The sequence below is a fragment of the Caulobacter sp. GW456-12-1-14-TSB4 genome (assembly GCF_059424195.1).
Window position 1 is genome coordinate 32,781 of the sequence record NZ_JBWKZF010000009.1, and the last position, 20,807, is coordinate 53,587.

General features: G+C 67.4%; 20 protein-coding genes and 2 tRNA genes. 8 read left to right on the forward strand and 14 right to left on the reverse strand.

Annotation, left to right across the window (positions count from 1 at the left end; genetic code table 11):
* Positions 1-83: 83 nt before the first annotated feature.
* Together cmk and aroA are read right to left on the reverse strand one after the other, a co-directional pair.
* Positions 84-725, reverse strand: coding sequence for a (d)CMP kinase (gene cmk / locus AC07YH_RS10500; protein WP_494746940.1), 642 nt, complete (start codon positions 723-725; stop codon positions 84-86).
* A 3-nt stretch (positions 726-728) separates the two neighbouring features.
* Entirely contained in the window at positions 729-2,060 is a 1,332-nt protein-coding gene (aroA, locus tag AC07YH_RS10505; RefSeq protein ID WP_494746941.1) for a 3-phosphoshikimate 1-carboxyvinyltransferase, read from the reverse strand.
* A 117-nt stretch (positions 2,061-2,177) separates the two neighbouring features.
* Between aroA and AC07YH_RS10510 the strand changes: the two genes are divergently transcribed.
* From AC07YH_RS10510 to AC07YH_RS10525, 4 genes are all read left to right on the forward strand, one after another.
* Complete coding sequence (locus AC07YH_RS10510; RefSeq protein WP_494746942.1) at positions 2,178-2,645, forward strand: TIGR02300 family protein; 468 nt, start codon at positions 2,178-2,180, stop codon at positions 2,643-2,645.
* Between the two features lie 218 nt (positions 2,646-2,863).
* Positions 2,864-2,939 (forward strand) — tRNA-Ala (locus AC07YH_RS10515).
* 169 nt (positions 2,940-3,108) lie between these two features.
* A complete protein-coding gene (locus AC07YH_RS10520) occupies positions 3,109-3,537 on the forward strand; it encodes an Hsp20 family protein (protein ID WP_494746943.1) in 429 nt (142 codons plus the stop codon).
* A 117-nt stretch (positions 3,538-3,654) separates the two neighbouring features.
* Positions 3,655-3,924 carry a DUF1150 family protein gene (locus AC07YH_RS10525; protein ID WP_494746944.1) on the forward strand — a complete coding sequence of 90 codons (270 nt, stop codon included), beginning with the start codon at positions 3,655-3,657 and terminating at the stop codon, positions 3,922-3,924.
* Between the two features lie 36 nt (positions 3,925-3,960).
* Here AC07YH_RS10525 and ptsN read toward each other — a convergent pair whose 3' ends face one another.
* From ptsN to AC07YH_RS10570, 9 genes are all read right to left on the reverse strand, one after another.
* Positions 3,961-4,425 carry a PTS IIA-like nitrogen regulatory protein PtsN gene (ptsN, locus tag AC07YH_RS10530; protein ID WP_494746945.1) on the reverse strand — a complete coding sequence of 155 codons (465 nt, stop codon included), beginning with the start codon at positions 4,423-4,425 and terminating at the stop codon, positions 3,961-3,963.
* A gap of 87 nt (positions 4,426-4,512) precedes the next feature.
* Complete coding sequence (gene hpf / locus AC07YH_RS10535) at positions 4,513-5,145, reverse strand: ribosome hibernation-promoting factor, HPF/YfiA family (protein ID WP_494746946.1); 633 nt, start codon at positions 5,143-5,145, stop codon at positions 4,513-4,515.
* A gap of 63 nt (positions 5,146-5,208) precedes the next feature.
* Entirely contained in the window at positions 5,209-5,820 is a 612-nt protein-coding gene (locus AC07YH_RS10540) for an exopolysaccharide biosynthesis protein (RefSeq protein WP_494746947.1), read from the reverse strand.
* A gap of 48 nt (positions 5,821-5,868) precedes the next feature.
* On the reverse strand, positions 5,869-7,362 hold the full coding sequence (rpoN, locus tag AC07YH_RS10545) for an RNA polymerase factor sigma-54 (protein ID WP_494746948.1): 1,494 nt from the start codon (positions 7,360-7,362) through the stop codon (positions 5,869-5,871).
* Between the two features lie 204 nt (positions 7,363-7,566).
* Positions 7,567-8,325 (reverse strand): LPS export ABC transporter ATP-binding protein, encoded by a 759-nt coding sequence (lptB, locus tag AC07YH_RS10550; RefSeq protein ID WP_494746949.1) that lies wholly within the window; start codon positions 8,323-8,325, stop codon positions 7,567-7,569.
* Positions 8,326-8,337: 12 nt separating this feature from the next.
* Positions 8,338-8,898: an LptA/OstA family protein gene (locus AC07YH_RS10555; protein WP_494746950.1), complete on the reverse strand. Its 561-nt coding sequence runs from the start codon at positions 8,896-8,898 to the stop codon at positions 8,338-8,340.
* Positions 8,899-8,960: 62 nt separating this feature from the next.
* Positions 8,961-9,623 (reverse strand): LPS export ABC transporter periplasmic protein LptC, encoded by a 663-nt coding sequence (lptC, locus tag AC07YH_RS10560; protein WP_494747100.1) that lies wholly within the window; start codon positions 9,621-9,623, stop codon positions 8,961-8,963.
* Positions 9,590-10,207 carry a ribonuclease D gene (locus AC07YH_RS10565; RefSeq protein ID WP_494746951.1) on the reverse strand — a complete coding sequence of 206 codons (618 nt, stop codon included), beginning with the start codon at positions 10,205-10,207 and terminating at the stop codon, positions 9,590-9,592. Before AC07YH_RS10565 ends, lptC begins: the two co-directional genes overlap by 34 nt.
* Before the next feature lie 189 nt (positions 10,208-10,396).
* Positions 10,397-10,483: transfer RNA gene (locus tag AC07YH_RS10570), tRNA-Leu, on the reverse strand.
* A gap of 153 nt (positions 10,484-10,636) precedes the next feature.
* On the opposite strand from AC07YH_RS10570, the gene AC07YH_RS10575 reads away from it, so the two are divergent.
* On the forward strand, positions 10,637-11,602 hold the full coding sequence (locus AC07YH_RS10575) for a complex I NDUFA9 subunit family protein (RefSeq protein ID WP_494746952.1): 966 nt from the start codon (positions 10,637-10,639) through the stop codon (positions 11,600-11,602).
* A gap of 60 nt (positions 11,603-11,662) precedes the next feature.
* On the opposite strand, the gene AC07YH_RS10580 is transcribed toward AC07YH_RS10575, so the two are convergent.
* A complete protein-coding gene (locus AC07YH_RS10580) occupies positions 11,663-12,340 on the reverse strand; it encodes a peroxiredoxin-like family protein (protein ID WP_494746953.1) in 678 nt (225 codons plus the stop codon).
* A gap of 118 nt (positions 12,341-12,458) precedes the next feature.
* Between AC07YH_RS10580 and AC07YH_RS10585 the strand changes: the two genes are divergently transcribed.
* Positions 12,459-13,358 carry a LysR family transcriptional regulator gene (locus AC07YH_RS10585; RefSeq protein WP_494746954.1) on the forward strand — a complete coding sequence of 300 codons (900 nt, stop codon included), beginning with the start codon at positions 12,459-12,461 and terminating at the stop codon, positions 13,356-13,358.
* Here AC07YH_RS10585 and AC07YH_RS10590 read toward each other — a convergent pair.
* Positions 13,355-14,158, reverse strand: coding sequence for an undecaprenyl-diphosphate phosphatase (locus tag AC07YH_RS10590; protein ID WP_494746955.1), 804 nt, complete (start codon positions 14,156-14,158; stop codon positions 13,355-13,357). The two genes, AC07YH_RS10585 and AC07YH_RS10590, sit on opposite strands and share 4 nt — an antisense overlap.
* Positions 14,159-14,386: 228 nt before the next feature.
* Here AC07YH_RS10590 and AC07YH_RS10595 point away from each other — a divergent pair, with 228 nt between their 5' ends.
* Positions 14,387-15,832: an NAD(P)-dependent oxidoreductase gene (locus tag AC07YH_RS10595; protein WP_494746956.1), complete on the forward strand. Its 1,446-nt coding sequence runs from the start codon at positions 14,387-14,389 to the stop codon at positions 15,830-15,832.
* Between the two features lie 18 nt (positions 15,833-15,850).
* Positions 15,851-20,374: a glutamate synthase large subunit gene (gltB, locus tag AC07YH_RS10600; protein WP_494746957.1), complete on the forward strand. Its 4,524-nt coding sequence runs from the start codon at positions 15,851-15,853 to the stop codon at positions 20,372-20,374.
* On the opposite strand, the gene AC07YH_RS10605 is transcribed toward gltB, so the two are convergent.
* Positions 20,371-20,802, reverse strand: coding sequence for a PaaI family thioesterase (locus AC07YH_RS10605; RefSeq protein WP_494746958.1), 432 nt, complete (start codon positions 20,800-20,802; stop codon positions 20,371-20,373). The genes gltB and AC07YH_RS10605 overlap by 4 nt on opposite strands.
* Between the last annotated feature and the right edge of the window lie 5 nt (positions 20,803-20,807).

Here is a 20,807-nt window from a genome sequence, read left to right on the forward strand (position 1 = left end):
GATTCCGGATGAAGTGGGTTGTCTGCGGATCCCGCGATTTCTCTCTATCGCGGCGAGGTCGGCGGTGGATTTACCCTTCCAGCCTAGGGCCGGTGACGGGCGCGCGCGTCCTCGACGATACGGCGGGCCGCATCGAAGGCCTGCTCTATACTCATTTCAGAGGTGTCGAGCAAGACGGCGTCCGCCGCCTGCGTCATCGGCGCGTCCTTGCGGCCGCCGTCGCGCTCGTCGCGCTTGCGGATATCGGCCAGGATCTCGTCGAAGGTGACGCTTTCGCCCTGCCCGACCAGCTGTTTCCAGCGGCGGTCGGCGCGGACCTCGGGGCTGGCGGTGACATAGAGCTTGGCCGGCGCCTCGGGGGCGATGACGGTGCCGATGTCGCGGCCGTCGATCACCGCGCCGGACGCTTGCGTGGCGAAGGCGCGCTGCAGGTCATAGAGGGCCGAGCGCACGCCCGGGTGGACGGCGCAACGGCTGGCGGCCTCGCCGGCGGCGCGGGTGCGCACTTCCGACTTTTCCAGTTCGGCCAGGGTCAGGCCGCGCGCCTGGGTCTCGGCGAAGGCCGGGTCGTCCAGATCGCCGCCGGCGGCCAGGATCCGCACGCCCACGGCGCGGTACAGCAAGCCGGTGTCCAGCATCGGCAGGCCATAGGCCGCCGCCAGGCGCGAGGCGATGGTGCCCTTGCCCGAGGCGGCCGGTCCGTCGACGGCGATGACGAAGCCCACGGTCTAGGCGTCCGTCAGCGTGGCGCCCAGGCCGCGCATCAAGTCCGCGAAGCCGGGGAAGCTGGTGGCGATCATGCCGGGCTCATCGACCGAGACGGCCTCTTGCGACGCCATGCCCAGGATCAGGTGGCTCATGGCGATCCGGTGGTCGCCGTGGGTGACCACGACGGCCCCGCCCTTGGGCGGCTGGCCCGTGCCGGTGACGATGAAGCCTTCCGGCTCCTCGACCACCTGGACGCCGCAGGCCTTCAGGCCGTTGGCGGTCAGGCTGATGCGGTCGCTTTCCTTGACGCGCATCTCGCCGACGCCGCGCATGACCGTCTCGCCCTCGGCGAAGGCGGCGGCGATGGCCAGGATCGGATACTCGTCGATCATCGACGGCGCGCGCTCGAGCGGCACGACGACGCCCTTGAGCTTGGAATGGCGGGCGGTGATGTCGCCGACCTCTTCGCCGCTGGCGACGCGCTGGTTCTTGATCACCAGGTCCGCGCCCATCTCCTGCAGCGTCGTGAAGAGACCCGTGCGCAGCTCATTGAGCATCACGCCCTCGACCGTCACTTCCGAGCCGGGAACGATCAGGCCGGCCACCAGCGGGAAGGCCGCCGAAGACGGATCGCCCGGAACCGCGACGTGCGTTCCCGTCAGCTTCTGGCCCTCGGGCAGGCGCACGTGGCGGAAGGTCTTCTCGCCGGAGACGCGGTCCTCGACGATCACCTCGGCCCCGAAGGCGCGCAGCATGCGCTCGGTGTGGTCGCGGGTGGCCTCCGGCTCGACGACCTCGACGCCGCCCTCGGCGTGCAGGCCGGCCAGCAGCACGGCCGACTTCACTTGAGCGGACGCCATCGGCAGGGTGTAGTTCAGGCCGCGCAGATTGCCGCCCTTCAAGGTCAGCGGCAGGCGGCCCTTGTCGCGGCCCATCCAGGTCGCGCCCATGCGGGCCAGCGGATCCAGCACCCGGCTCATCGGCCGACCACGCAGCGAACTGTCGCCGGTGAAGGTGGCGCAGAGGGCGAAACCCGCCGCCGCGCCCATGATCAGGCGCACGCCGGTGCCGGCGTTGCCGCAGTCGATGACGTCGGAAGGCTCCTCGAAGCCGCCCTTGCCCTCGATCCGCCAGCGGCCGACGCCTTCCTGCTCGACCCGCGCGCCGAAGGCCTGCATGGCCCGCGCAGTGGCGAGGACGTCGTCGCCTTCCAGCAGGCCTTCCACCGTCGTCGTCCCAGACGCCAGCGCGCCCAGGATCATCGATCGGTGGGAAATGGACTTGTCACCCGGGGCCCGCACGATCCCTCGCAGAGCGCCTGCGGGTGCGCTCTTCAATCCAGCCGACGACATGCCGAAACCGGCTCCTTAGTACTTGGTGGTTTTCGCGAAGGGGTTTGCTTTTGACAGCGGGCTCTCGTCATGGCAAGTGACCGGCCGCTTTTCCCATCCGGATCAAAGGGTCGCCACTTGGCCAATCCCGAATTGGGCGCAAAACAAATTTGCCCCAACTGCCAATCCAAATTCTACGACCTCGACCGTCGCCCGGCCGTGTGCCCTAAGTGCGGCGAGACGTTCGACCCGGAAGAGGCGCTGAAATCGCGCCGCGTCCGGGCTCGCTCGATCACGCCGGACTATGACGCCGAGGACGAGAAGCCCGCGTCCGCGCCCAAGGACGAGGACGGCTTCGAGGACGAGGCCGATGAAACGCCGGAACTCGACAAGGTCGAGCCGGACGTCATCGAGACCGAGGACGAAGACGCCGATCCGGGCGCGCCCACCCCCGCGGGTGGCGACGACCTGGGCGTCGACTTCGCCGAAGACGAAGAACTCGAAGACGAGGAAGCCGACGACGTTCCGTTCCTGGAGGACGAGGACGACGACGACAATCTCGACGACGAGATCGAAGGCCTGCCCGGCGAGGGCAACGACGACTAAAAGACCTGGCGGGATAGCCGGTTTGGGGCGACCGAAACCGGCTATCCACAGGGGTTTTCAGGGGTGCGACATTTTTCTCGAAAAAAGTTCGAGAAGAGGCTTGATCCCAAAAAAATCCCGGACTAGTTTCCGCGCCTCTTCGGAGGGCGACGCAAGTCGAAACGCCGAAGAGACCAAGGATTTCCGAGAGTTACCGCAAGGTTTTCGAGGAAAAATTTGGGGCTATAGCTCAGCTGGTAGAGCGCTTGAATGGCATTCAAGAGGTCAGCGGTTCGACTCCGCTTAGCTCCACCATCAAGGCCCGGACGGAAACGTCCGGGCCTTGTCCATTTCTGGACCCTCGCAACCCCCTCCTCTTGAACCGTCCGATCACGGCCTCCACATCTGAAGGCGTGTCGCGGGGATCGGCGCCGATCCTCGGGTCTGTCTCCGCGAACGAAGTCGCTTGAGCGAGGACTTCGCGATGACCCGGACGATCCTGTTCGACAGCCCCTTCCTGCTGGGCTTCGAACACACCCGAGACCTGATCGAGCGCGCCGCCAAGGCCGCTTCGGAAAGCTATCCCCCGTACAATGTCGAGCAGGCCGACAACGGCGGCGTGCGCATCACCCTGGCCGTGGCGGGTTTCTCGCCCGAGCAGCTGCAGGTGACGGTCGAGGGCGGCCAACTGGTCGTCGCCGGCAAGCGTGACGCTCCTGACGCTCGTACAGAGGCCGAGCGGGCCTTCCTGCACCGGGGCATCGCCGCGCGCGGCTTCATACGCACCTTCGTCCTCGCCGAGGGCATGGAGGTGACCGCGGCGACCCTGGAGCATGGCCTGTTGCACATCGACCTGGCTCGCCCCGAACCCGAGCGCCTGATCAAGCGCATTCCCATTCGCAGCGCGGGCTGAAAGCCCGCGTGGCCCATTCGCAGCGCGGGCTGAAAGCCGCGCGGAACCCGCCACCTCCGGCAATGGCTCTGAACCGGCTGGAGAAAGGCGCGTTCCCTCATCAAGGAGGTGGTCATCATGACGCCCAACACCCATCACAACCCGCTCTTCACGAGCGAAGCGTTCGCGGCCCTTGGCGGCCCTGACCTGGTCTATGTCCGGCCGATCAAGGCGGCCGAGATTCTCGCCGACGTCCCCGAGGGCGTGGAGGACTTCAACCTGGCGCCCGACCAGACCCTGTACGCGGTGTGCCGCGCCGACGGCGCGCGCCTGGCCGTGATGATCGACCGCGACACGGCGATCGCCGCCGCCCTCGCCCACGAACTGGCGCCGGTTTCGGTTCACTAGAATCTTGAGAAGGGCCGCCCGCGTTGGGCGGCCTTTTTACGCCGCCGTGCTGGTCGCTTCGTGTGTCAGCAGCACGTGGATGGCGTCGGCCGAGCGCGCCTGGCGCAGGGCCGCGCGGGTTTCCGGCTGACGCATCATCCGCGCCACCCGCGCCAGGGCCCGCAGGTGCGCGGCGTCGGCGTCGCGCGGGGCGAAGAGGGCCACCACGAGGTCCACCGGCTTGTCGTCCAGGGCGTCGAAGGCCACAGGCGTGTCCAGGCGCACCACGACCGCGCGGACGCGGTCCAGGCCGTCCACACGCGCATGCGGGATGGCCACGCCCTCGCCGACCCCGGTCGAGCCGGCGGCTTCGCGATCCATCAGACTTTCGAGAGTGAGATCGGCGTCGACGCCCAGCACGCGGGCGGCGACGTCGGCGACCAGGGAAAGCGCCTGGCGCTTGCCGGGCGCGCCAGCGCGCAGCGCGACCGCCCCGGGGTCCAGAAGATCGCCAATGGTCATGGACGTAACAAGCTCGCTAGATTCCGACCGCCTTGGCGCCGTCGCCGCGAATCCGCCGCGACGACGCCAGACCATGACAGGATCTGGTTAGCTCGCGGTTGACCCGTGCCCGTTCAGCGACTTCGTGCGTTCGGGGTCGATCCAGCCGATATTCCCGTCTGGACGCCGATAGACCACGGACAACCCGCCGTGGGCGGCGTTCCTAAACACGATTGCCGGGTATGCGGTCAAGTCCAGTTCCATGACAGCCATGGAAACGGTCATTGTCTTCACGGCGGCCTGGGTTTCCGCGATGACCATCGCCGCGGGCGCGCCCGTCGGGTGGTCGACATCCACATCCCAGTCGTGTTCTTCGTGCTCTTCGACTTCGGGAGCCTTGAGGACGAACATCGCGGCGTTCTCGACCTGCTTGGCCGTGGCCGCCGGCGAGTGGCTCTTCAGACGCCGCTTGTACCGCCTGATGCGCGTATCGATCTTGGACAGCGCGGAGTCGAACGCGGCGTGCGCGTCGCCCCCCGATCCATGACTGATGAGCTGCTGGCCCGAAGCCAATTTTACCGAGCAATCGACACGGAAGGCGTAGCCTTCCTTGCTGACCACGACCTCGGCGTTACCGCCGCGATCGAAGTATTTCCCAATGCTCAGGGCGATTTCGTCGGAGACTCGCACTCGCAGAGCCTCACCAACGTCGACATGCTTGCCGGAGACTTGGACTTGCATTCGAGTACAACGCGCCTGTCACAAGCGGGTGTCAAGCGGCGCTTTAAACGTCTGTGGACGGTCTCAGAACAGGCCCGAAAACACGCCCAGCAGCTTGCGCACGGCCATCACGACAACGTGCGCGCTGACGAACAGCAGAGCCCCGCTACCGATGGCCATCAGGTAGCCCAAGAGCGCCAGAACGCCGTCCCTTTGCAGCAGTGCGAGGGCCAGTACGGCGACCGTCGCGCCGGGGGCCAGGTTGCCCAAGGGGATGGGTAAAACCAGCACGAGGGCCAGCAAGGTGCAGACCACGCCGATCGCCCGCTCGCCCAGGGGTGCGAACATCGGCCGCAGCCGCGGGCGGGTGATCAGCTCCATGCTGCGCACGATCGGCGCCAGGCGGCGGAAGAGGCCGCGCAGGTCGTCGCGCTTCAGCGGCTTCTCCATCAGACCCCGGGGCAGCCACGGCGTGTCGGCGCCCATGGCGATCTGCGGGGCCAGGAACAGGATCGGCAGGGATAGCAGGGTCGAGGAGCCCGGCGGCAGCGGCAGGGTGTTCAGCAGGCCGAAGACCAGCAGCATGGCCCCAAAGGCGCGGCTGTCGAACGCTTCGAGCATCTCGCCCACGGTCAGGACAGGTCTGGCGTCCTCGCCGAAACCCTCGATGACGTCCGCAAGCGACTTCTCGTGCATTCAAACCTCGTACGGCCCGCTCAGGAACGCGCGAGGGGGCGATTGGCTCTAGGCCGAAACCTTCATTTGACGGCGACGCTCCACCGACGACGGAATCCGCATGGCCTCGCGATACTTGGCCACGGTCCGGCGGGCGATGTCGACCCCGGCGGCCTTGAGAATTTCGACGATGGCGTCGTCGGAGTGGACGTCGGCCTCGGTCTTCTCGGCGTCGACCAGGCCCTTGATCTTGTGACGGACGCTGGCGGCCGAGTGGGCCTCGCCGCCTTCCGACGACTGGATGGCCGAGGTGAAGAAGAACTTCAGCTCGAACACGCCGCGCGGCGTGGCGATGTACTTGTTCGAGGTGACGCGGCTGACCGTGCTCTCGTGCATGCCGATGGCGTCGGCGACGGTCTTCAGGTTCAGCGGCCGCAGGTGCTCGACGCCGAAGGCCAGGAAGCCGTCCTGCTGACGGACGATCTCGCTGGAGACCTTGAGGATGGTCTTGGCGCGCTGGTCCAGGCTCTTCACCAGCCAGTTGGCCGTGGCCATGCAGTCGGCGACGAAGGTCTTCTCCTGGTCGCTGCGCGCGCCCTTGGCCACGCGGGCGTGGTAGCGCTGATCGACCAGCACCCGCGGCAGGGTGTCGGTGTTCAGCTCGACATGCCACATGCCGCCCAGGCCCTCCCGGACCATGACGTCGGGCACCAGGGTCTCGGCCGGCTCGCTGTGATAGGCCGCGCCCGGACGCGGGTTCAGCGACCGGATCTCGGCGACCATCTCGCGCAGGTCTTCCTCATCGACGCCGCACAGGCGACGCAGCGAGGCCATGTCGCGCTTGGCCAGCAGCTCGAGATTGTCGAGCATCGCGGCCATGGCGGGGTCGTAGCGGTTCTGGTCCTTGAGCTGCAGCGCCAGGCACTCGCGGACGTCGCGGGCGAAGACGCCGACGGGCTCGAAGCCCTGCAGGGTGGTCAGGGTTTCTTCCACCAGCTCCAGGGCGCAGCCCAGGCGCTCGGCCAGCTCGGTGACGTCGAGGCGAAGGTAGCCGCCCTCGTCGACGGCGTCGATCAGGATCTCGGCGATGGCGTTGCGGGCCGGCGACAGGGCCGCCTGGACCAGTTGCGAGCGCAGGTGAGCGGAAAGCGTGGGAACGTCGGTCAGGGCGCTTTCATAGCCCTCGTCGCCTTCGAACGAGCCGCCGCCGCCGGCGCGCGACCAGTCGATCTGGCCGCCGGCGTGTTCGGCGTCAGCGCCGTCGCCGGTGGCGCGTTCGCCCGGCGAGACGTCCTCGTGCGGGGTGTCCATCTCGCGGCCAGCCGTGGTGTCGGCCACGGCGTCCAGCTGGGTCAGGCTGGCGTCGCGTTCGCTCTCGACCTCTTTGGTCTGTTCGGACTCGCCCTCATCGCGTTGCAGGAGCGGGTTACGCTCCAGCTCCTGCTCGACGAACGCGTCGAGTTCGATGTTCGACAGTTGCAGAAGCTTGATGGCCTGCTGCAGCTGCGGGGTGATGACGAGGCCCTGACCCTGGCGGATCTCGAGGCGGTGGCTGAGCGCCAATGCGCCCTCCTGACAAATCGAAAAACTTCGACCGCCATTGAAGGGCCTGTTTGGTTAACGGGTCGCCAACGCCTGCAATTCTTGGGCCGGTGCGACGTTCCGTCCCGGAAAATATCATGCCAGGGGCATTAACCCTTATGGACCAAGCACTTGATCCGGGTGCGGAGGGGTGACGCAGGCGCCTTTTGCCCACCCCTGCGCGGATTAATCACCCAGGCGGGGCTCGCTGAAGCTGTCGCCCAGATAGACGCGCTTAACTTCCGGGTTCTCGACGATCTCGCGCGGCGAGCCCTCGAACAGCACCTCGCCAGCGTGGATGATCGAGGCGCGGTCGATGATGTCCAGCGTCTCGCGCACATTGTGGTCGGTGATCAGGATGCCGATGCCACGACCCTTGAGATAGCCGATCACTTCGCGGATGTCGGCGATGGCCAGCGGGTCGATGCCGGCGAACGGCTCGTCCAGCAGCATGAAGGACGGCTCGGACGCCAGGGCGCGGGCGATTTCCACGCGGCGGCGCTCACCGCCCGACAGGGCGACGGCGGGCGACTTGCGGATGTGGGTGATGCGCAGCTCTTCCAGGATGCTGGTGACCTGCTCACGCGCCTTGCGCGGGTCCTTCTGACGCATCTCGACCACGGCCATGACGTTCTGCTCGACCGTCATGCCCCGGAAGATCGAGGCTTCCTGCGGCAGATAGCCGACGCCGAGGCGCGCGCGCTGGAACATCGGCTGGGCGGTGATGTTCTCGCCGTCCAGATAGATCGCGCCGTAGTCGGCGGCGATCAGGCCGGTGACCATGTAGAAGCAGGTCGTCTTGCCGGCCCCGTTCGGACCCAGCAGACCGGCGACTTCGCCACGCTTGAGGCGCAGGGAGACGTTCTTGACGACCGGACGGTCGCCGAACGACTTGCCCACGGAATCGACGAACAGGCCGTCCGTGTCGTTGGGGTTCAGAGCCATGGAACGCGAATCCTAGCGCGGGGCGGCGGGTTGAGCGGGCGCGGCCGGCGCGTCGTTCTTCTTGTCGTCCTGGTAGAACACCGCGCGGACCCGGCGAGGTGAGGCCTTGGCGTTCGATTCCAGCTTGGCGTCGTTGGTCTTGGTGTTGACCGTCAGCTTGTCGCCGCGCGCCACGTCCTTGCCCTTCACCAGCACCACGTCGCCGGTGACGATCGCGATGTTGTTGTCGAAGGTGTAGACGGCGCGGTCGCCACGGGCGGTCTGCGTGTCGCTGACCATGTAGACGCCGCCTTCGGCCTCCATGCGCTGGGCCGCGCCGCAGGAATTGGCGCCGTCGGTCGAAGCGCCGGGCTTCTTGGCGCTGTAGACGGTCACCTTCTGGGCGCGCAGGCGCGAGCGGTTCTGCAGGATCTCCACATTGCCCGTGAAGATCGTGATGCACTTGCTGTTGATCGTTTCCTGATTGTCGGCGGAAACGTCCACGGGCGTGCTGGAATCCTGGGCATAGGCCGCGCCCATCCCACCCAGGATCAACGCGGTCGTCATCGCCGCCGCCGCCGTCCGTCGCTTCATCAGAACCATGTCCTCATTCGTCGCGGTCCGCATCTGAAGCGAACCTGCGCCATTGATCTTCTTTACTGCCGTTCGAACCGGGCGCGAACCCCGCCCCGGAATATGACGCGATCGCCCTTGTCATATACGGAGTAGGCGTTGGATTGCACCTGTCCGCTGGGCCCTTCGCCATTCATTGTGCTTTCGCCCGTGACGTCGCCGGTCTTGGTGTCGACGAAGGATTCCTCCGACGCGAACCGGTAACCGGTGCCATCGTCCAGCCGGACGTCGTCCTTCAGGTTCAGGCCGAAACTGTCCTGGCGGTAGAGACCGTGCTTGGCGGTCATCCGGGTGGGCGTGGGCGAACCCAGGTCCAGGGTCAGGGCCGGCTCGTCCAGGATGATGCGGCGCGGATCGTTGTCGTCGCGGATCGCCGAGCGCGCGGTGATCATGAAGCTGCGGCCGTCGGTCGACTGACCGTAGAAGCGCGGCGTGATCAGGCGGATCTCGGTCTTGGCCTCCGTCGGCGGATGGGTGGCGGCCATGTAGGTGCGCCAGCCGACCTGCGAGGCGACGATCACCAGCAGGCCCGCGATCGCGGCCGGCAGAAGGATGCGCGCGGCCAGGACACGACGCGAGCGGCGACGCCAGCGCGCGAGGTCGGCGCTCATCGTTCGTCCAGTCATGACCGCGGCCTGTTGCATCGCGTCCGTCAGCTGTGGGCGAAGATGTCCATCTCTTCCCAGCCGGCCAGGTCGAGCGAGGCGCGGTGGGGGAGATAGTCGAAGGCGGCCTGGGCGTGGGCCATGCGGCCTTCACGTTCCAGCATGGCGTTCAGCTTCAGGCGCAGCGCGTGCAGGTGCAGCACGTCCGAGGCGGCATAGGCCACCTGGTCGGCGCTCAGGCTGGGCGCGCCCCAGTCCGAAGACTGCTGCACCTTCGACAGCTCGACGCCCAGCAACTCGCGCGTCACGTCCTTCAGGCCGTGGCGGTCGGTATAGGTGCGGGCCAGCTTCGAGGCGATCTTGGTGCAGTAGACGGGTGCGGTCACGACCCCCAGATGGAGTTCGAACATGGCGATATCAAAGCGGCCGAAGTGAAAAAGCTTCAGCACGTTCGGATCGGTCAGCAGCGCCTTCAGATTCGGGCAGTCATAGGTGTCGCGGTTCAGGCGCACGACATGGGCGTCACCGTCGCCGCCCCCCAGCTGGACCACGCACAGCGGGTCGCGGCCCAGGCGCAGGCCCATGGTCTCCGAATCGATGGCGATGACGCCGACACCGGCGAACACGCCATCGGGCAGGTCGCCCTCGTGAACGAAATTGGCCAAGTCTCAGAAATCTCCGGCGAACATGTCTGGTCGCGCTCGCGTGGACGCGACGAACCACACGCCCGATAAGAGCGCGTGACACTTATACTCACGATGAACGGGATATCTATCCGCCATACCATCAACCGATGGCGATCTCGCCGTCGGGAAGTTTGGCGCCACCCCCGCTTCAAAGAAGCTGTTTAGGGGTGGTGCCCAGGAGAGGACTCGAACCTCCACGACCTTTCGGTCACTGGCACCTGAAGCCAGCGCGTCTACCAATTCCGCCACCTGGGCCCGCTGCGCAACCGGGTAGGTCGCTGCGAGGCCGGGACGTTTAGGGAAAGCTTCTGACGCCGTCAACAGACAAAAATCGATAAAGCGCGATTTCATTGCGAAGCCGCGCTCAGTCGTCTAATTCCCCCTTATCGCTTGCGACGAGGAATGAAGATGCAGGGTCTGGTCACCGTGTTCGGCGGCACGGGTTTCGTAGGCAGCCAGGTCGTGCGCGCCCTCGCCAAGGCGGGTCATCGCGTTCGGGTGGCCGTGCGCCAGCCCAACCTCGCCTACCGCATGCGCATGCTGGGCGATGTCGGCCAGATCGAGGTGGTCCAGGCCAATGTCCGCAACCCGGCCTCCATCGCCCGGGCGCTGGACGGCGCCGAGGCCTGCGTGAACCTGGTGGGCGTGCTCTGGGAGACCGGCCGCCAGAAGTTCCAGTCGATCCACGTCATGGCCGCCCAGAACGTGGCCCAGGCCGCCGCCAAGGCCGGCGTGAAGAACCTGGTCCACATGAGCGCCCTGGGCGCCAAGGCCGATTCGGAATCGAAGTACTTCCGCACCAAGGCCGACGGTGAAGCCGCCGTCCGCGCCGCCTTCCCGGGCGCGACCATCGTGCGCCCGTCGCTGGTGTTCGGCGTCGACGACAAGTTCTTCAACAAGTTCGCCCAGATCGCCGCCCTGTCGCCGATCATGCCGCTGGTCGGCGGCGACAGCCGCGTCCAGCCGGTGTTCGTCGCCGACGTCGCCGCCGTGATCGCCAAGGTCGTGGCCAATCCGGCCGCCGTCGGCGTGACCTACGAACTGGGCGGCCCGACCGTCTACACGATGCGCGAGATCCTCCAGCTGATCCTGACCGAGACGGGTCGCGCCCGCCCGCTGGCCCCGCTGCCCTGGCCGATCGCCTCGCTGATCGGCTCGCTGGGCGACATCCAGGGCTCGATCATCCCGTGGGCTCCGCCGCTGACCAGCGACCAGGTCGAGATGCTGAAGACCGACAACGTCGCCGACCACGGCCTGCCGGGCCTGGCCGAGGCCGGCGTGATCGGCACGGCCGTCGAGGCCGTGGTCCCGACCTACCTCTACCGCTACCGCAAGGGCGGCCAGTACGCCGAGACCCCGGCGGGCGCGTTCTAGGGCTCTGCGCCGAACCGAAATGCGAAGCGCCGGACGATCGGATCGTCCGGCGCTTTTTCGTTACAGCAGCACCTGGCTGGCCAGGCGATCCAAGGTCGGCAGCAGCTCCGACGGATCGGGGCGCTGAGTGTAGTCTGGATTGACCTCGGCATAGGCGATGACGCCATCGGTCCCGATCACGTAGCGAGCCGGCATCGGCAGGGTCCAGTCCGGGTCCTTGTTGATCAGCGGCAGGTCGTTGCCGAAGGCCTTGTAGAGCTCGACCAGATAGTCCGGCAAAGCAAAGCGGATGCCGAAGGCCGCGCCCACCTCGCCGCCGGCGTCGCTGAGGATCGGGAAGCCGAGCGCGTTCTCGCGCTGTGACTTGCGGCTGTTGGGCGGGGTCTGGGGCGAGATGGCGACCAGGTTCGCGCCGCGCGCCTGGATCTCCGGCAAGGCCGCCTGCAGCGCCTGGAGCTCGAAATTGCAGTACGGGCACCAGACGCCGCGATAGAAGCTGACGACCAGCGGCCCCTTGGCCAGCAGGTCGCGCGAGCTGACATAGGCGCCGTCCGGGTCTTCCAGATTGAACACCGGGGCGCGGTCGCCGGCCTTCAGGGCCCGGTCGGCCTGGCCGGTGGCCACCAGTTCGGCCGTGCCCTTGTGCATCAGCGCGATCACCGAGGCGGGAGCGTTCCAGGGGGCCGCGCCGGCTTCGAACTGGGCGCGGAAGGCGTCGAGGCGGTCTTGCAGCGACATGATCTTGATCTCCTTTCGAGGGTTCGGCGCGGTCGCGCCGTTTCGATGGAGCCAAGATCGATCATCCGCTTAAGCAGGAGTATCCGGCGGCTATGGAGATCATTTATACATCTGACGAATGAGTGATCGCCTCCAGGAACTGGCCGTCTTCGCCCGCGTCGCCGATAGCGGCAGCTTTTCGCGCGCCGCGCGGGAGCTGGGCCTGTCACAGCCCTCGGTCTCGCGGATCGTCGGCGAGCTGGAGGCGCGGCTGGGCGTGAAACTGCTGCTGCGCACCACCCGGCGAGTGACGCCCACGGATGCGGGGCTGGCCTTCCTGGAACGCGCCAAGCAGGTGATGGCCGACCTGGACGAGGCCGAGCACGTGGCGCGCGGCGTCGACAGCCTGCACGGCCTGATCCGCATCGTCATGCCGGTGACCTTCGGCCTGCGCGAGGCGATCCCGCGCCTGGCGCCGTTCCTGGAGGCCCATCCGCAGCTGAAGCTGGACATCAACATGTCCGACGAGCGCCAGGACCTGATCGCCGAGGGCGCGGACATCGCCTTGCGGCTGGGCGAGCTGCGTGATTCCAGTTTCGGGGCCCGAAAGCTGGCGACCTTCGACCGGATCATCGTCGCGGCGAGAAGCTATGTCGATCGCCACGGAACGCCCGCCACGCCAGCAGACCTCGCCGCTCACGCCTGCGTGCTGGGACCGCGCCTGTCGGCCCAGCGCCACTGGACCTTCTCGCGCGACGGCAAGGCGGTGTCGGTCGAGCTGGACGATCGCGTCCGCGTCTCGACCGGAGAAGGCATGATGGCCTGCATCCGCGCCGGCATGGGCGTCGGCATGGCCTCCGCCGTCATGTGCGGCGAGGAACTGGCGGCCGGCACGGTGGTGCGGCTGCTGGCGGACTACGACCTGCCGCCGGTCACCGCCCACGCGGTGTTTCCCGGCGGCCCGCGCCCCTCGGCCAAGGTCCGGGCGCTGGTCGAGTTCCTGGCGGCGTCCTTCGCGAAGGACGCCATTCCCGGCTAGTGGTGCAGGTAGAGCACCGCCAGCCCGCCGATGCCGACCGCGATCCGCCACCAGGCGAACGGGGCGAAGCCGCGCTTGCCGATGAAATCGAGCATGTACTTGATGGCCAGCAGGCCCGACAGGAACGACACGACGAAGCCGATGCCGACGATGCCGATATGGCCGGCGTCCAGGGCGTCGCGGTTCTTGTAGACGTCCAGGACGAAGGCCCCGACCATGATCGGGATGGCCATGAAGAAGCTGAACTCGGCCGCGGCCCGACGCTCGATGCCGAACAGCATGGAGCCGACAATGGTCGAGCCCGAGCGCGAGACGCCGGGGATCAGCGACAGGCACTGGAAGAAGCCGACGATCAGCACCTTGTGCAGCGGCAGGTTCATGGCGTCGTGATCGACGGCCGGCGGGGCCTTCTTGTCGATGAACAGCAGGATCACCCCGCCGATCAGCAGCGACCAGCAGATGATCAGCGGGCTCTCGAACAGGAACTTCTTGATCACGTCGTGCAGCAGCAGGCCCGCCACGAAGGCTGGGATCACCGCGACGATGACGCTGAGCGCGAAGCGGCGCGCCTCGGGCTTGGTCGGCAGGCCGATCAGCACGCCCCACAGCTTCTGGAAATAGAGGGCCACCACCGCCAGGATCGCGCCCAGCTGGATCAGCACGATGAAGGTGTCCCACGACGGGTCCTTCAGACCCATCAGCTCCTTGGTCAGCAGAAGATGGCCCGTGGAGGAGACGGGAATGAACTCCGTCAGCCCCTCGACCAGACCCAGAATAATCGCGCTCAGCCAATCAGGCATGTTTCGGCTCCAAATCCCGATCTGGCGTGCGCCCGACACGGTAAACAGGTCGTAAATCCACAAAGTGGACTATTTTGAGGTCATGTTGCGAGTCGATCTCAAAGACCCTGCCCACAACACGGATATATTGGTCTAGTAATTTTACTATGACATTCTTATTGCCCGAAAGAGTCCGTATGAGGCCCGTCTGAGCAATTTTTCTCCCGTGACGGGGACAAGGGAAGTCGCATGGCCGAGCGCATGCTGAAATTCACGACGGTGGCCCGCACGACGCCTGAAAAGCGCGCGGCGGCTGAGCGTTCGGGCGACTTCCACGAGATCTACGCCGACTTCATCGATGCGAAGGCGACCGAGCAGGCCTCGCGTTGCTCGCAGTGCGGCGTGCCGTTCTGTCAGACCCACTGCCCGCTGCACAACAACATCCCCGACTGGTTGCGGATGACGGCCGAGGGCCGCCTGGAAGAAGCCTACGCCCTGTCGCAGGCGACCAATTCCATGCCGGAAGTCTGCGGCAGGATCTGCCCCCAGGATCGCCTGTGCGAAGGCAACTGCGTTATCGAGCAATCAGGTCACGGCACCGTGACGATCGGCTCGGTCGAACGCTACCTGACCGACAAGGCCTGGGAGATGGGCTGGGTGAAGCCGCTCGAGGCCGGCGAAGCGCGCGGCCAGTCGGTCGGTGTCGTGGGCGCGGGCCCGGCCGGCCTGGCCGCCGCCGAGAAACTGCGCGAGGCCGGTTACGACGTCACCGTCTATGACCGCCACGACCGCGCCGGCGGCCTGCTGATCTACGGCATCCCCGGCTTCAAGCTGGAGAAGGACGTCGTCGAGCGCCGCACGAAGCGCCTGGCCGACGGCGGCGTCGCCTTCAAACTGGGCTTCGAGGTCGGCAAGGACGCGACCCTGGAAGACCTGCGCGAAAAGCACGACGCGGTGCTGATCGCCGTCGGCGTCTACGCCGCGCGCGACCTGACCGTCCCGGGCGGCGGCAGCAAGGGCGTCGTGCCCGCGCTGGACTATCTGATCGCCTCCAACCGCCAGGACCTGGGCGACACCGTGCCGGAAATCGAGTCCGGCCTGCTGAACGCCGACGGCAAGGATGTCGTCGTGGTCGGCGGCGGCGACACGGCCATGGACTGCGTGCGCACCGCCATCCGCCAGGGCGCCAACTCGGTCACCTGCCTCTATCGCCGCGACAAGGCCAACATGCCCGGCTCGATGCGCGAAGTGTCGAACGCGGAAGAAGAAGGCGTCACCTTCGAATGGCTGGCCGCCCCGCGCGCCCTGTCGGGTGAAGCCGAGGCCGTCACCGGCGTGCGCGCCATCCGCATGCGCCTGGGCGCCCCGGACGCTTCCGGCCGCCAGAGCCCCGAGGAAATCCCCGGCGGCGACTTCGACCGTCCAGCCCAGCTGGTGGTCAAGGCCCTCGGCTTCGAGCCCGAGAACCTGCCGGACGCCTGGTCGGCGCCGGACCTGAAGGTCACCCGCTGGGGCACGGTCAAGGCCGACGTCCGCAACCAGATGACCAATCTCGACGGCGTGTTCGCCGCTGGCGACATCGTGCGCGGCGCCTCGCTGGTCGTCTGGGCGATCAAGGACGGCCGCGACGCCGCCGACGCCATCCACCGCTACCTGCAGGCCAAGGTCAGCCCCGCGCTGATCGCGGCGGAATAAGAGAGAGGACCCGAAGCCATGAACGAGATGGACCTCTATCTGAAGAACCGCCAGGCGCTGATCGACGGTCACGCCTATGACCCGACCACCGAGCGCGACGCCTGCGGCGTCGGCCTGGTCTGCGCCATCGACGGCCAGCCGCGCCGCGAGGTCGTCGAACTGGCGATCAAGGCCCTGAAGGCCCTCTGGCACCGGGGCGCGATCGACGCCGACGGCAAGACCGGTGACGGCGCCGGCGTGCTGGTCAGCGTCCCGCAGGACTTCTTCATCGACCAGGTGCGCCGTACGGGCCACGCCCTGCGCCAGGGCCCGATCGCCGTCGGCCAGATCTTCCTGCCGCGCACCGATCTGGGCGCCCAGGAGGCCTGCCGTACGATCGTCGAGGCCGAGGCGCTGCGCTTTGGCTTCTACATCTATGGCTGGCGCCAGGTGCCGGTCGACACCTCGGTGATCGGCGAGAAGGCCAACGCCACCCGTCCGGAAATCGAGCAGATCATGCTGGCCGGTCCAGCCGGCCTGGAAGGCGAGGCGCTGGAGCGCGCTCTGTTCCTGTGCCGCAAGCGCATCGAAAAGCGCGTCCACGCCCAGAACATCAGCGACTTCTACATCTGCTCGCTGTCGGCCAAGTCGTTGATCTACAAGGGCATGTTCCTCGCCGAGCACATCGACGAGTTCTATCCCGACCTGAAGGACGAGCGCTTCGCCGCCGCCGTGGCGATCTTCCACCAGCGCTATTCGACCAACACCTTCCCGCAATGGCGTCTGGCCCAGCCCTTCCGGATGCTCGCCCACAACGGCGAGATCAATACGATCAAGGGCAACGTCAACTGGATGAAGTCCCACGAGATCAAGATGGCCGCCCAGGCCTTCGGTGAGTTCGGGGACGACGTGAAGCCGGTGATCCAGCCGGGCGGTTCGGACAGCGCCAACCTCGACAACACCTTCGAGGTGCTGGTGCGCGCCGGCCGTGACGCGCCGATGGCCAAGACCCTGCTGGTGCCGGAAGCCAACAATCCGAAGATGAAGGACGCCCACAAGGCGCTCTATTCCTACTGCAACGCCGTGATGGAGCCGTGGGACGGTCCCGCCGCCCTGTGCGCCACCGACGGCCGCTGGGTCGTTGCCGGCAAGGACCGCTCGGGCCTGCGCCCGCTGCGCGTGGCCTATACCGACGACGGCCTGGTGATCATGGGCTCGGAAGCCGGCATGTGCGGCGTCGACGAGGCCCGCATCACCCGCAAGCTGGCCATCTCGCCCGGTCGGATGATCGCCATCGACCTCGCCGAGGGCCGCCTGTACGGCGAGAACGAGATCATCGACGAGCTGGCCGACCGCCACCCCTATACGGACTGGCTGGGCAACATGGTCGATCTCGAAAAGGAGATCGGTCCGGGTCCGGAGCCGCGCAAGTACGGCCGTGAAGAGCTGACGCGCCGCCAGGCCGCCGCCGGCTACTCGCTCGAGGACCTGGAAATGGTCCTCGCCCCGATGGTCGAGGAAGGCAAGGAAGCCGTCGGCTCGATGGGCGACGATACGCCGCTGGCGGTGCTGTCGGAGAAGTACCGCCCGCTGTCGCACTACTTCCGCCAGAACTTCAGCCAGGTGACCAACCCGCCGATCGACCCCCTGCGGGAGACCGGCGTAATGAGCCTGAAGACCCGCTTCAAGAACCTGGGCAACATCCTGGCCCAGGACGCCGCGCAAGCCGACGTCTACGTGCTGGAAAGCCCCGTGCTGACCACCGGCATGTACGAGCGCATCCACGGTCTGCTGGGCGAGAAGAACGTCGCGGTCATCGACTGCACCATGCCCCTGCCCGCGCCGGAAGCGCGCGGCGGCGACGCCCTGCGCGCCAATCTCGACCGCATCCGCGCCGAGGCCGAGGACGCCGTGCTGCGCGGCTGCGGCGCCATCGTCCTGACCGACGAGGCCAGCGACGCCGGCCGCGTCGCCCTGCCGATGATCCTGGCCACCGGCGGCGTCCACGCCCACCTGGTCGGCAAGGGCCTGCGCTCGTACGTCTCGATCATCGTCCGCTCGGCCGAGTGCCTGGACACCCACTATTTCGCGGTGCTGGTCGGCGTCGGCGCGACGGCGGTCAACGCCTACCTGGCTCAGGAAAGCTTCCAGGATCGTCTGGAGCGCGGCCTGCTGGGCGAGAAGTCGCTGCGCGACGTCTGCATCAACTTCAAGACCTCCATCGAGGGCGGTCTGCTGAAGATCATCTCCAAGATGGGCATCAGCGTCATCTCCTCGTACCGCGGCGGCTACAACTTCGAAGCCGTCGGCCTGTCGCGGGCTCTCGCCGCCGAGTTCTTCCCCGGCATGCCCTCGCGCATCTCGGGCATCGGTTTCGCCGGCATCGAGAGCAAGACGGTCGAGCTGCACCGCAAGGCCTGGGGCTCGGGCGCCATCACCCTGCCGGTCGGCGGCCTCTACAAGTCGCGCCGTTCGGGCGAGGCCCACGCCTTCGAAGCGCGCCTGATGCACACTCTGCAGACGGCCTGCGACACCGGCGACTACGAGCTCTATCGCCGCTGGTCGAACGGCCTGCGGACGCAAAAGCCGATCCAGCTGCGCGACCTCTTGGACTGGCGTTCGGACCGCAACCCGATCTCGACCGACGACGTCGAGAGCGTCAACGAGATCCGCAAGCGCTTCGTCACGCCGGGCATGAGCCTGGGGGCCCTCGGCCCAGAGGCCCACGGCGCCCTGAACATCGCCATGAACCGTATCGGGGCCAAGTCGGTCTCGGGCGAGGGCGGTGAGGACAGCGCGCGCTACAAGCCACTGCCCAATGGCGACAACCCCAACAGCGCCATCAAGCAGGTGGCCTCGGGCCGCTTTGGCGTCACCGCCGAATATCTGAACCAGTGCGTCGAGCTGGAAATCAAGGTCGCCCAGGGCGCCAAGCCCGGCGAGGGCGGCCAGCTGCCCGGCTTCAAGGTCACCGAGATGATCGCCCGCCTGCGTCACGCCACGCCCGGCGTGATGCTGATCAGCCCGCCGCCGCACCACGACATCTACTCGATCGAGGACCTGGCCCAGCTCATCTATGACCTGAAGCAGATCAACCCGGTCGCGCGCGTCACGGTCAAGCTTGTCGCGGCCACCGGCATCGGCGCCATCGCCGCCGGTGTCGCCAAGGCCAAGGCGGACGTGATCCTGGTCGCCGGCGGCGTCGGCGGCACGGGCGCCTCGCCCCAGACCTCGGTGAAATATGCCGGCGGTCCGTGGGAGATGGGCCTGTCGGAAGCCAACCAGGTGCTGACGCTCAACAACCTGCGCCACTCCGTCGTCCTGCGGGCCGACGGCGGCATGCGCACGGGCCGCGACATCGTCATCGCCGCCATGATGGGCGCCGAGGAGTTCGGCATCGGCACCGCCTCGCTGGTGGCGATGGGCTGCATCATGGTCCGCCAGTGCCACTCCAACACCTGTCCCGTGGGCGTCTGCACCCAGGACGAGGCCCTGCGCGCCAAGTTCACCGGCACGCCGGACAAGGTCATCAATCTCTTCACGTTCGTCGCTGAAGAGGTCCGCGAGATTCTGGCGGGCCTGGGCTTCAAGAGCCTGCAGGAGATCGTCGGCCGCACCGACCTGCTGGCCCAGGTCTCGCGCGGCGGCGAACACCTCGACGACCTCGACCTAAACCCGCTGCTGGTCCGCGCCGATCCGGGCAACAACAAGCCCTACAACACGGTCGTCGGCCGCAACGCGGTGCCGGACACGCTGGACGCCCAGATCGTCCGCGACGCCGCGCCGCTGCTGGAACGCGGCGAGAAGATGCAGCTGACCTACACGGTCCGCAGCACCGCCCGCACCATCGGCACCCGCACGTCCAGCCACATCGTCCGCAAGTTCGGCATGAAGGGCCTGCCTTCGGGCCACCTGACCGTCCAGCTCAAGGGCTCGGCCGGCCAGAGCCTGGGCGCCTTCGCGGTCCAGGGCCTGCGCATCGAACTGACCGGCGAGGCCAACGACTATGTCGGCAAGGGCCTGTCGGGCGCGACCATCGTGATCAAGCCGGCGCGTGGCCTCGCGGCGCCGGAAACCAACACCCTGATCGGCAACACCGTGCTGTTCGGCGCCACTTCTGGCCGGCTGTTCGCGGCGGGCCAGGCGGGTGAGCGCTTCGCGGTCCGCAACTCGGGCGCCACCACGGTGGTCGAGGGCTGCGGCGCCAACGGTTGCGAGTACATGACCGGCGGCCAGGTGGTGATCCTGGGCCCGACGGGCGGCAACTTCGGCGCGGGCATGACCGGCGGCATGGCCTTCGTGCTCGACCAGCACGACCGCTTCCAGGACGCCATCAACCCCGACAGCATCGTCGTGCAGCGCCTGGCCTCGCCCTATTGGGAAGGCGTGCTGCGCTCGCTGATCGCCGAGCACGCCCGCGAGACGGACTCGGTGTTCGCGGCCACGCTGCTGCGCGACTGGGACCGCGTGCGGGACCAGTTCTGGCAGGTCTGCCCGAAGGAAATGCTGACCCGCCTGCCCCAGCCGCTCGCGGCCGAGGAAGCGGTGCACGAACGGGCCTAGGCCGCGGCCTTGGCCTCCAGCAGCTTGAAGGTTGCGCGGGCGCGCGCGACGGGAACCCCGTCCGCGCGCACCGTCGCCTCCGCGAAGCAGATCGAGCGGCCCAGCTTGACGAAGTCGGTGTCGAACTCGAGCCACTGCCCCAGCTTGGCCGAGCCCAGATAGTCCAGCGTCAGCGACACGGTGACCAAGCCGCCGGCCGCCTGCCGCGCGGCCGCCAGGTTGACGCCCAGCGATAGGCCCATGGCGTTGTCGGCCAGCGCCGCCAGGAAGCCGCCATGCGGCATGCTCCGCGAATTGCAGTGCTCGGGCCGGACGCGCACGCCCAGCACCAGCCGGTCAAGCGCCTGACGGGCGTAGAGCGGCTCCCACGGATCGGTCAGCGGGCTCTTGCGGCTGTGAGGAGAGAAACCTTCGGGAACGTCGTCCATGCTCG

Bases quoted from the DNA above. Each gene is read 5' to 3' on its own strand.
- aroA (WP_494746941.1), bottom strand. From the start codon at position 2,060: ATGTCGTCGGCTGGATTGAAGAGCGCACCCGCAGGCGCTCTGCGAGGG.
- AC07YH_RS10520 (WP_494746943.1), top strand. From the start codon at position 3,109: ATGACCCGGACGATCCTGTTCGACAGCCCCTTCCTGCTGGGCTTCGAA.
- AC07YH_RS10525 (WP_494746944.1), top strand. From the start codon at position 3,655: ATGACGCCCAACACCCATCACAACCCGCTCTTCACGAGCGAAGCGTTC.
- ptsN (WP_494746945.1), bottom strand. From the start codon at position 4,425: ATGACCATTGGCGATCTTCTGGACCCCGGGGCGGTCGCGCTGCGCGCT.
- hpf (WP_494746946.1), bottom strand. From the start codon at position 5,145: ATGCAAGTCCAAGTCTCCGGCAAGCATGTCGACGTTGGTGAGGCTCTG.
- AC07YH_RS10540 (WP_494746947.1), bottom strand. From the start codon at position 5,820: ATGCACGAGAAGTCGCTTGCGGACGTCATCGAGGGTTTCGGCGAGGAC.
- lptB (WP_494746949.1), bottom strand. From the start codon at position 8,325: ATGGCTCTGAACCCCAACGACACGGACGGCCTGTTCGTCGATTCCGTG.
- AC07YH_RS10555 (WP_494746950.1), bottom strand. From the start codon at position 8,898: ATGAAGCGACGGACGGCGGCGGCGGCGATGACGACCGCGTTGATCCTG.
- AC07YH_RS10575 (WP_494746952.1), top strand. From the start codon at position 10,637: ATGCAGGGTCTGGTCACCGTGTTCGGCGGCACGGGTTTCGTAGGCAGC.
- AC07YH_RS10580 (WP_494746953.1), bottom strand. From the start codon at position 12,340: ATGTCGCTGCAAGACCGCCTCGACGCCTTCCGCGCCCAGTTCGAAGCC.
- AC07YH_RS10585 (WP_494746954.1), top strand. From the start codon at position 12,459: ATGAGTGATCGCCTCCAGGAACTGGCCGTCTTCGCCCGCGTCGCCGAT.
- AC07YH_RS10590 (WP_494746955.1), bottom strand. From the start codon at position 14,158: ATGCCTGATTGGCTGAGCGCGATTATTCTGGGTCTGGTCGAGGGGCTG.
- AC07YH_RS10595 (WP_494746956.1), top strand. From the start codon at position 14,387: ATGGCCGAGCGCATGCTGAAATTCACGACGGTGGCCCGCACGACGCCT.
- gltB (WP_494746957.1), top strand. From the start codon at position 15,851: ATGAACGAGATGGACCTCTATCTGAAGAACCGCCAGGCGCTGATCGAC.
- AC07YH_RS10605 (WP_494746958.1), bottom strand. From the start codon at position 20,802: ATGGACGACGTTCCCGAAGGTTTCTCTCCTCACAGCCGCAAGAGCCCG.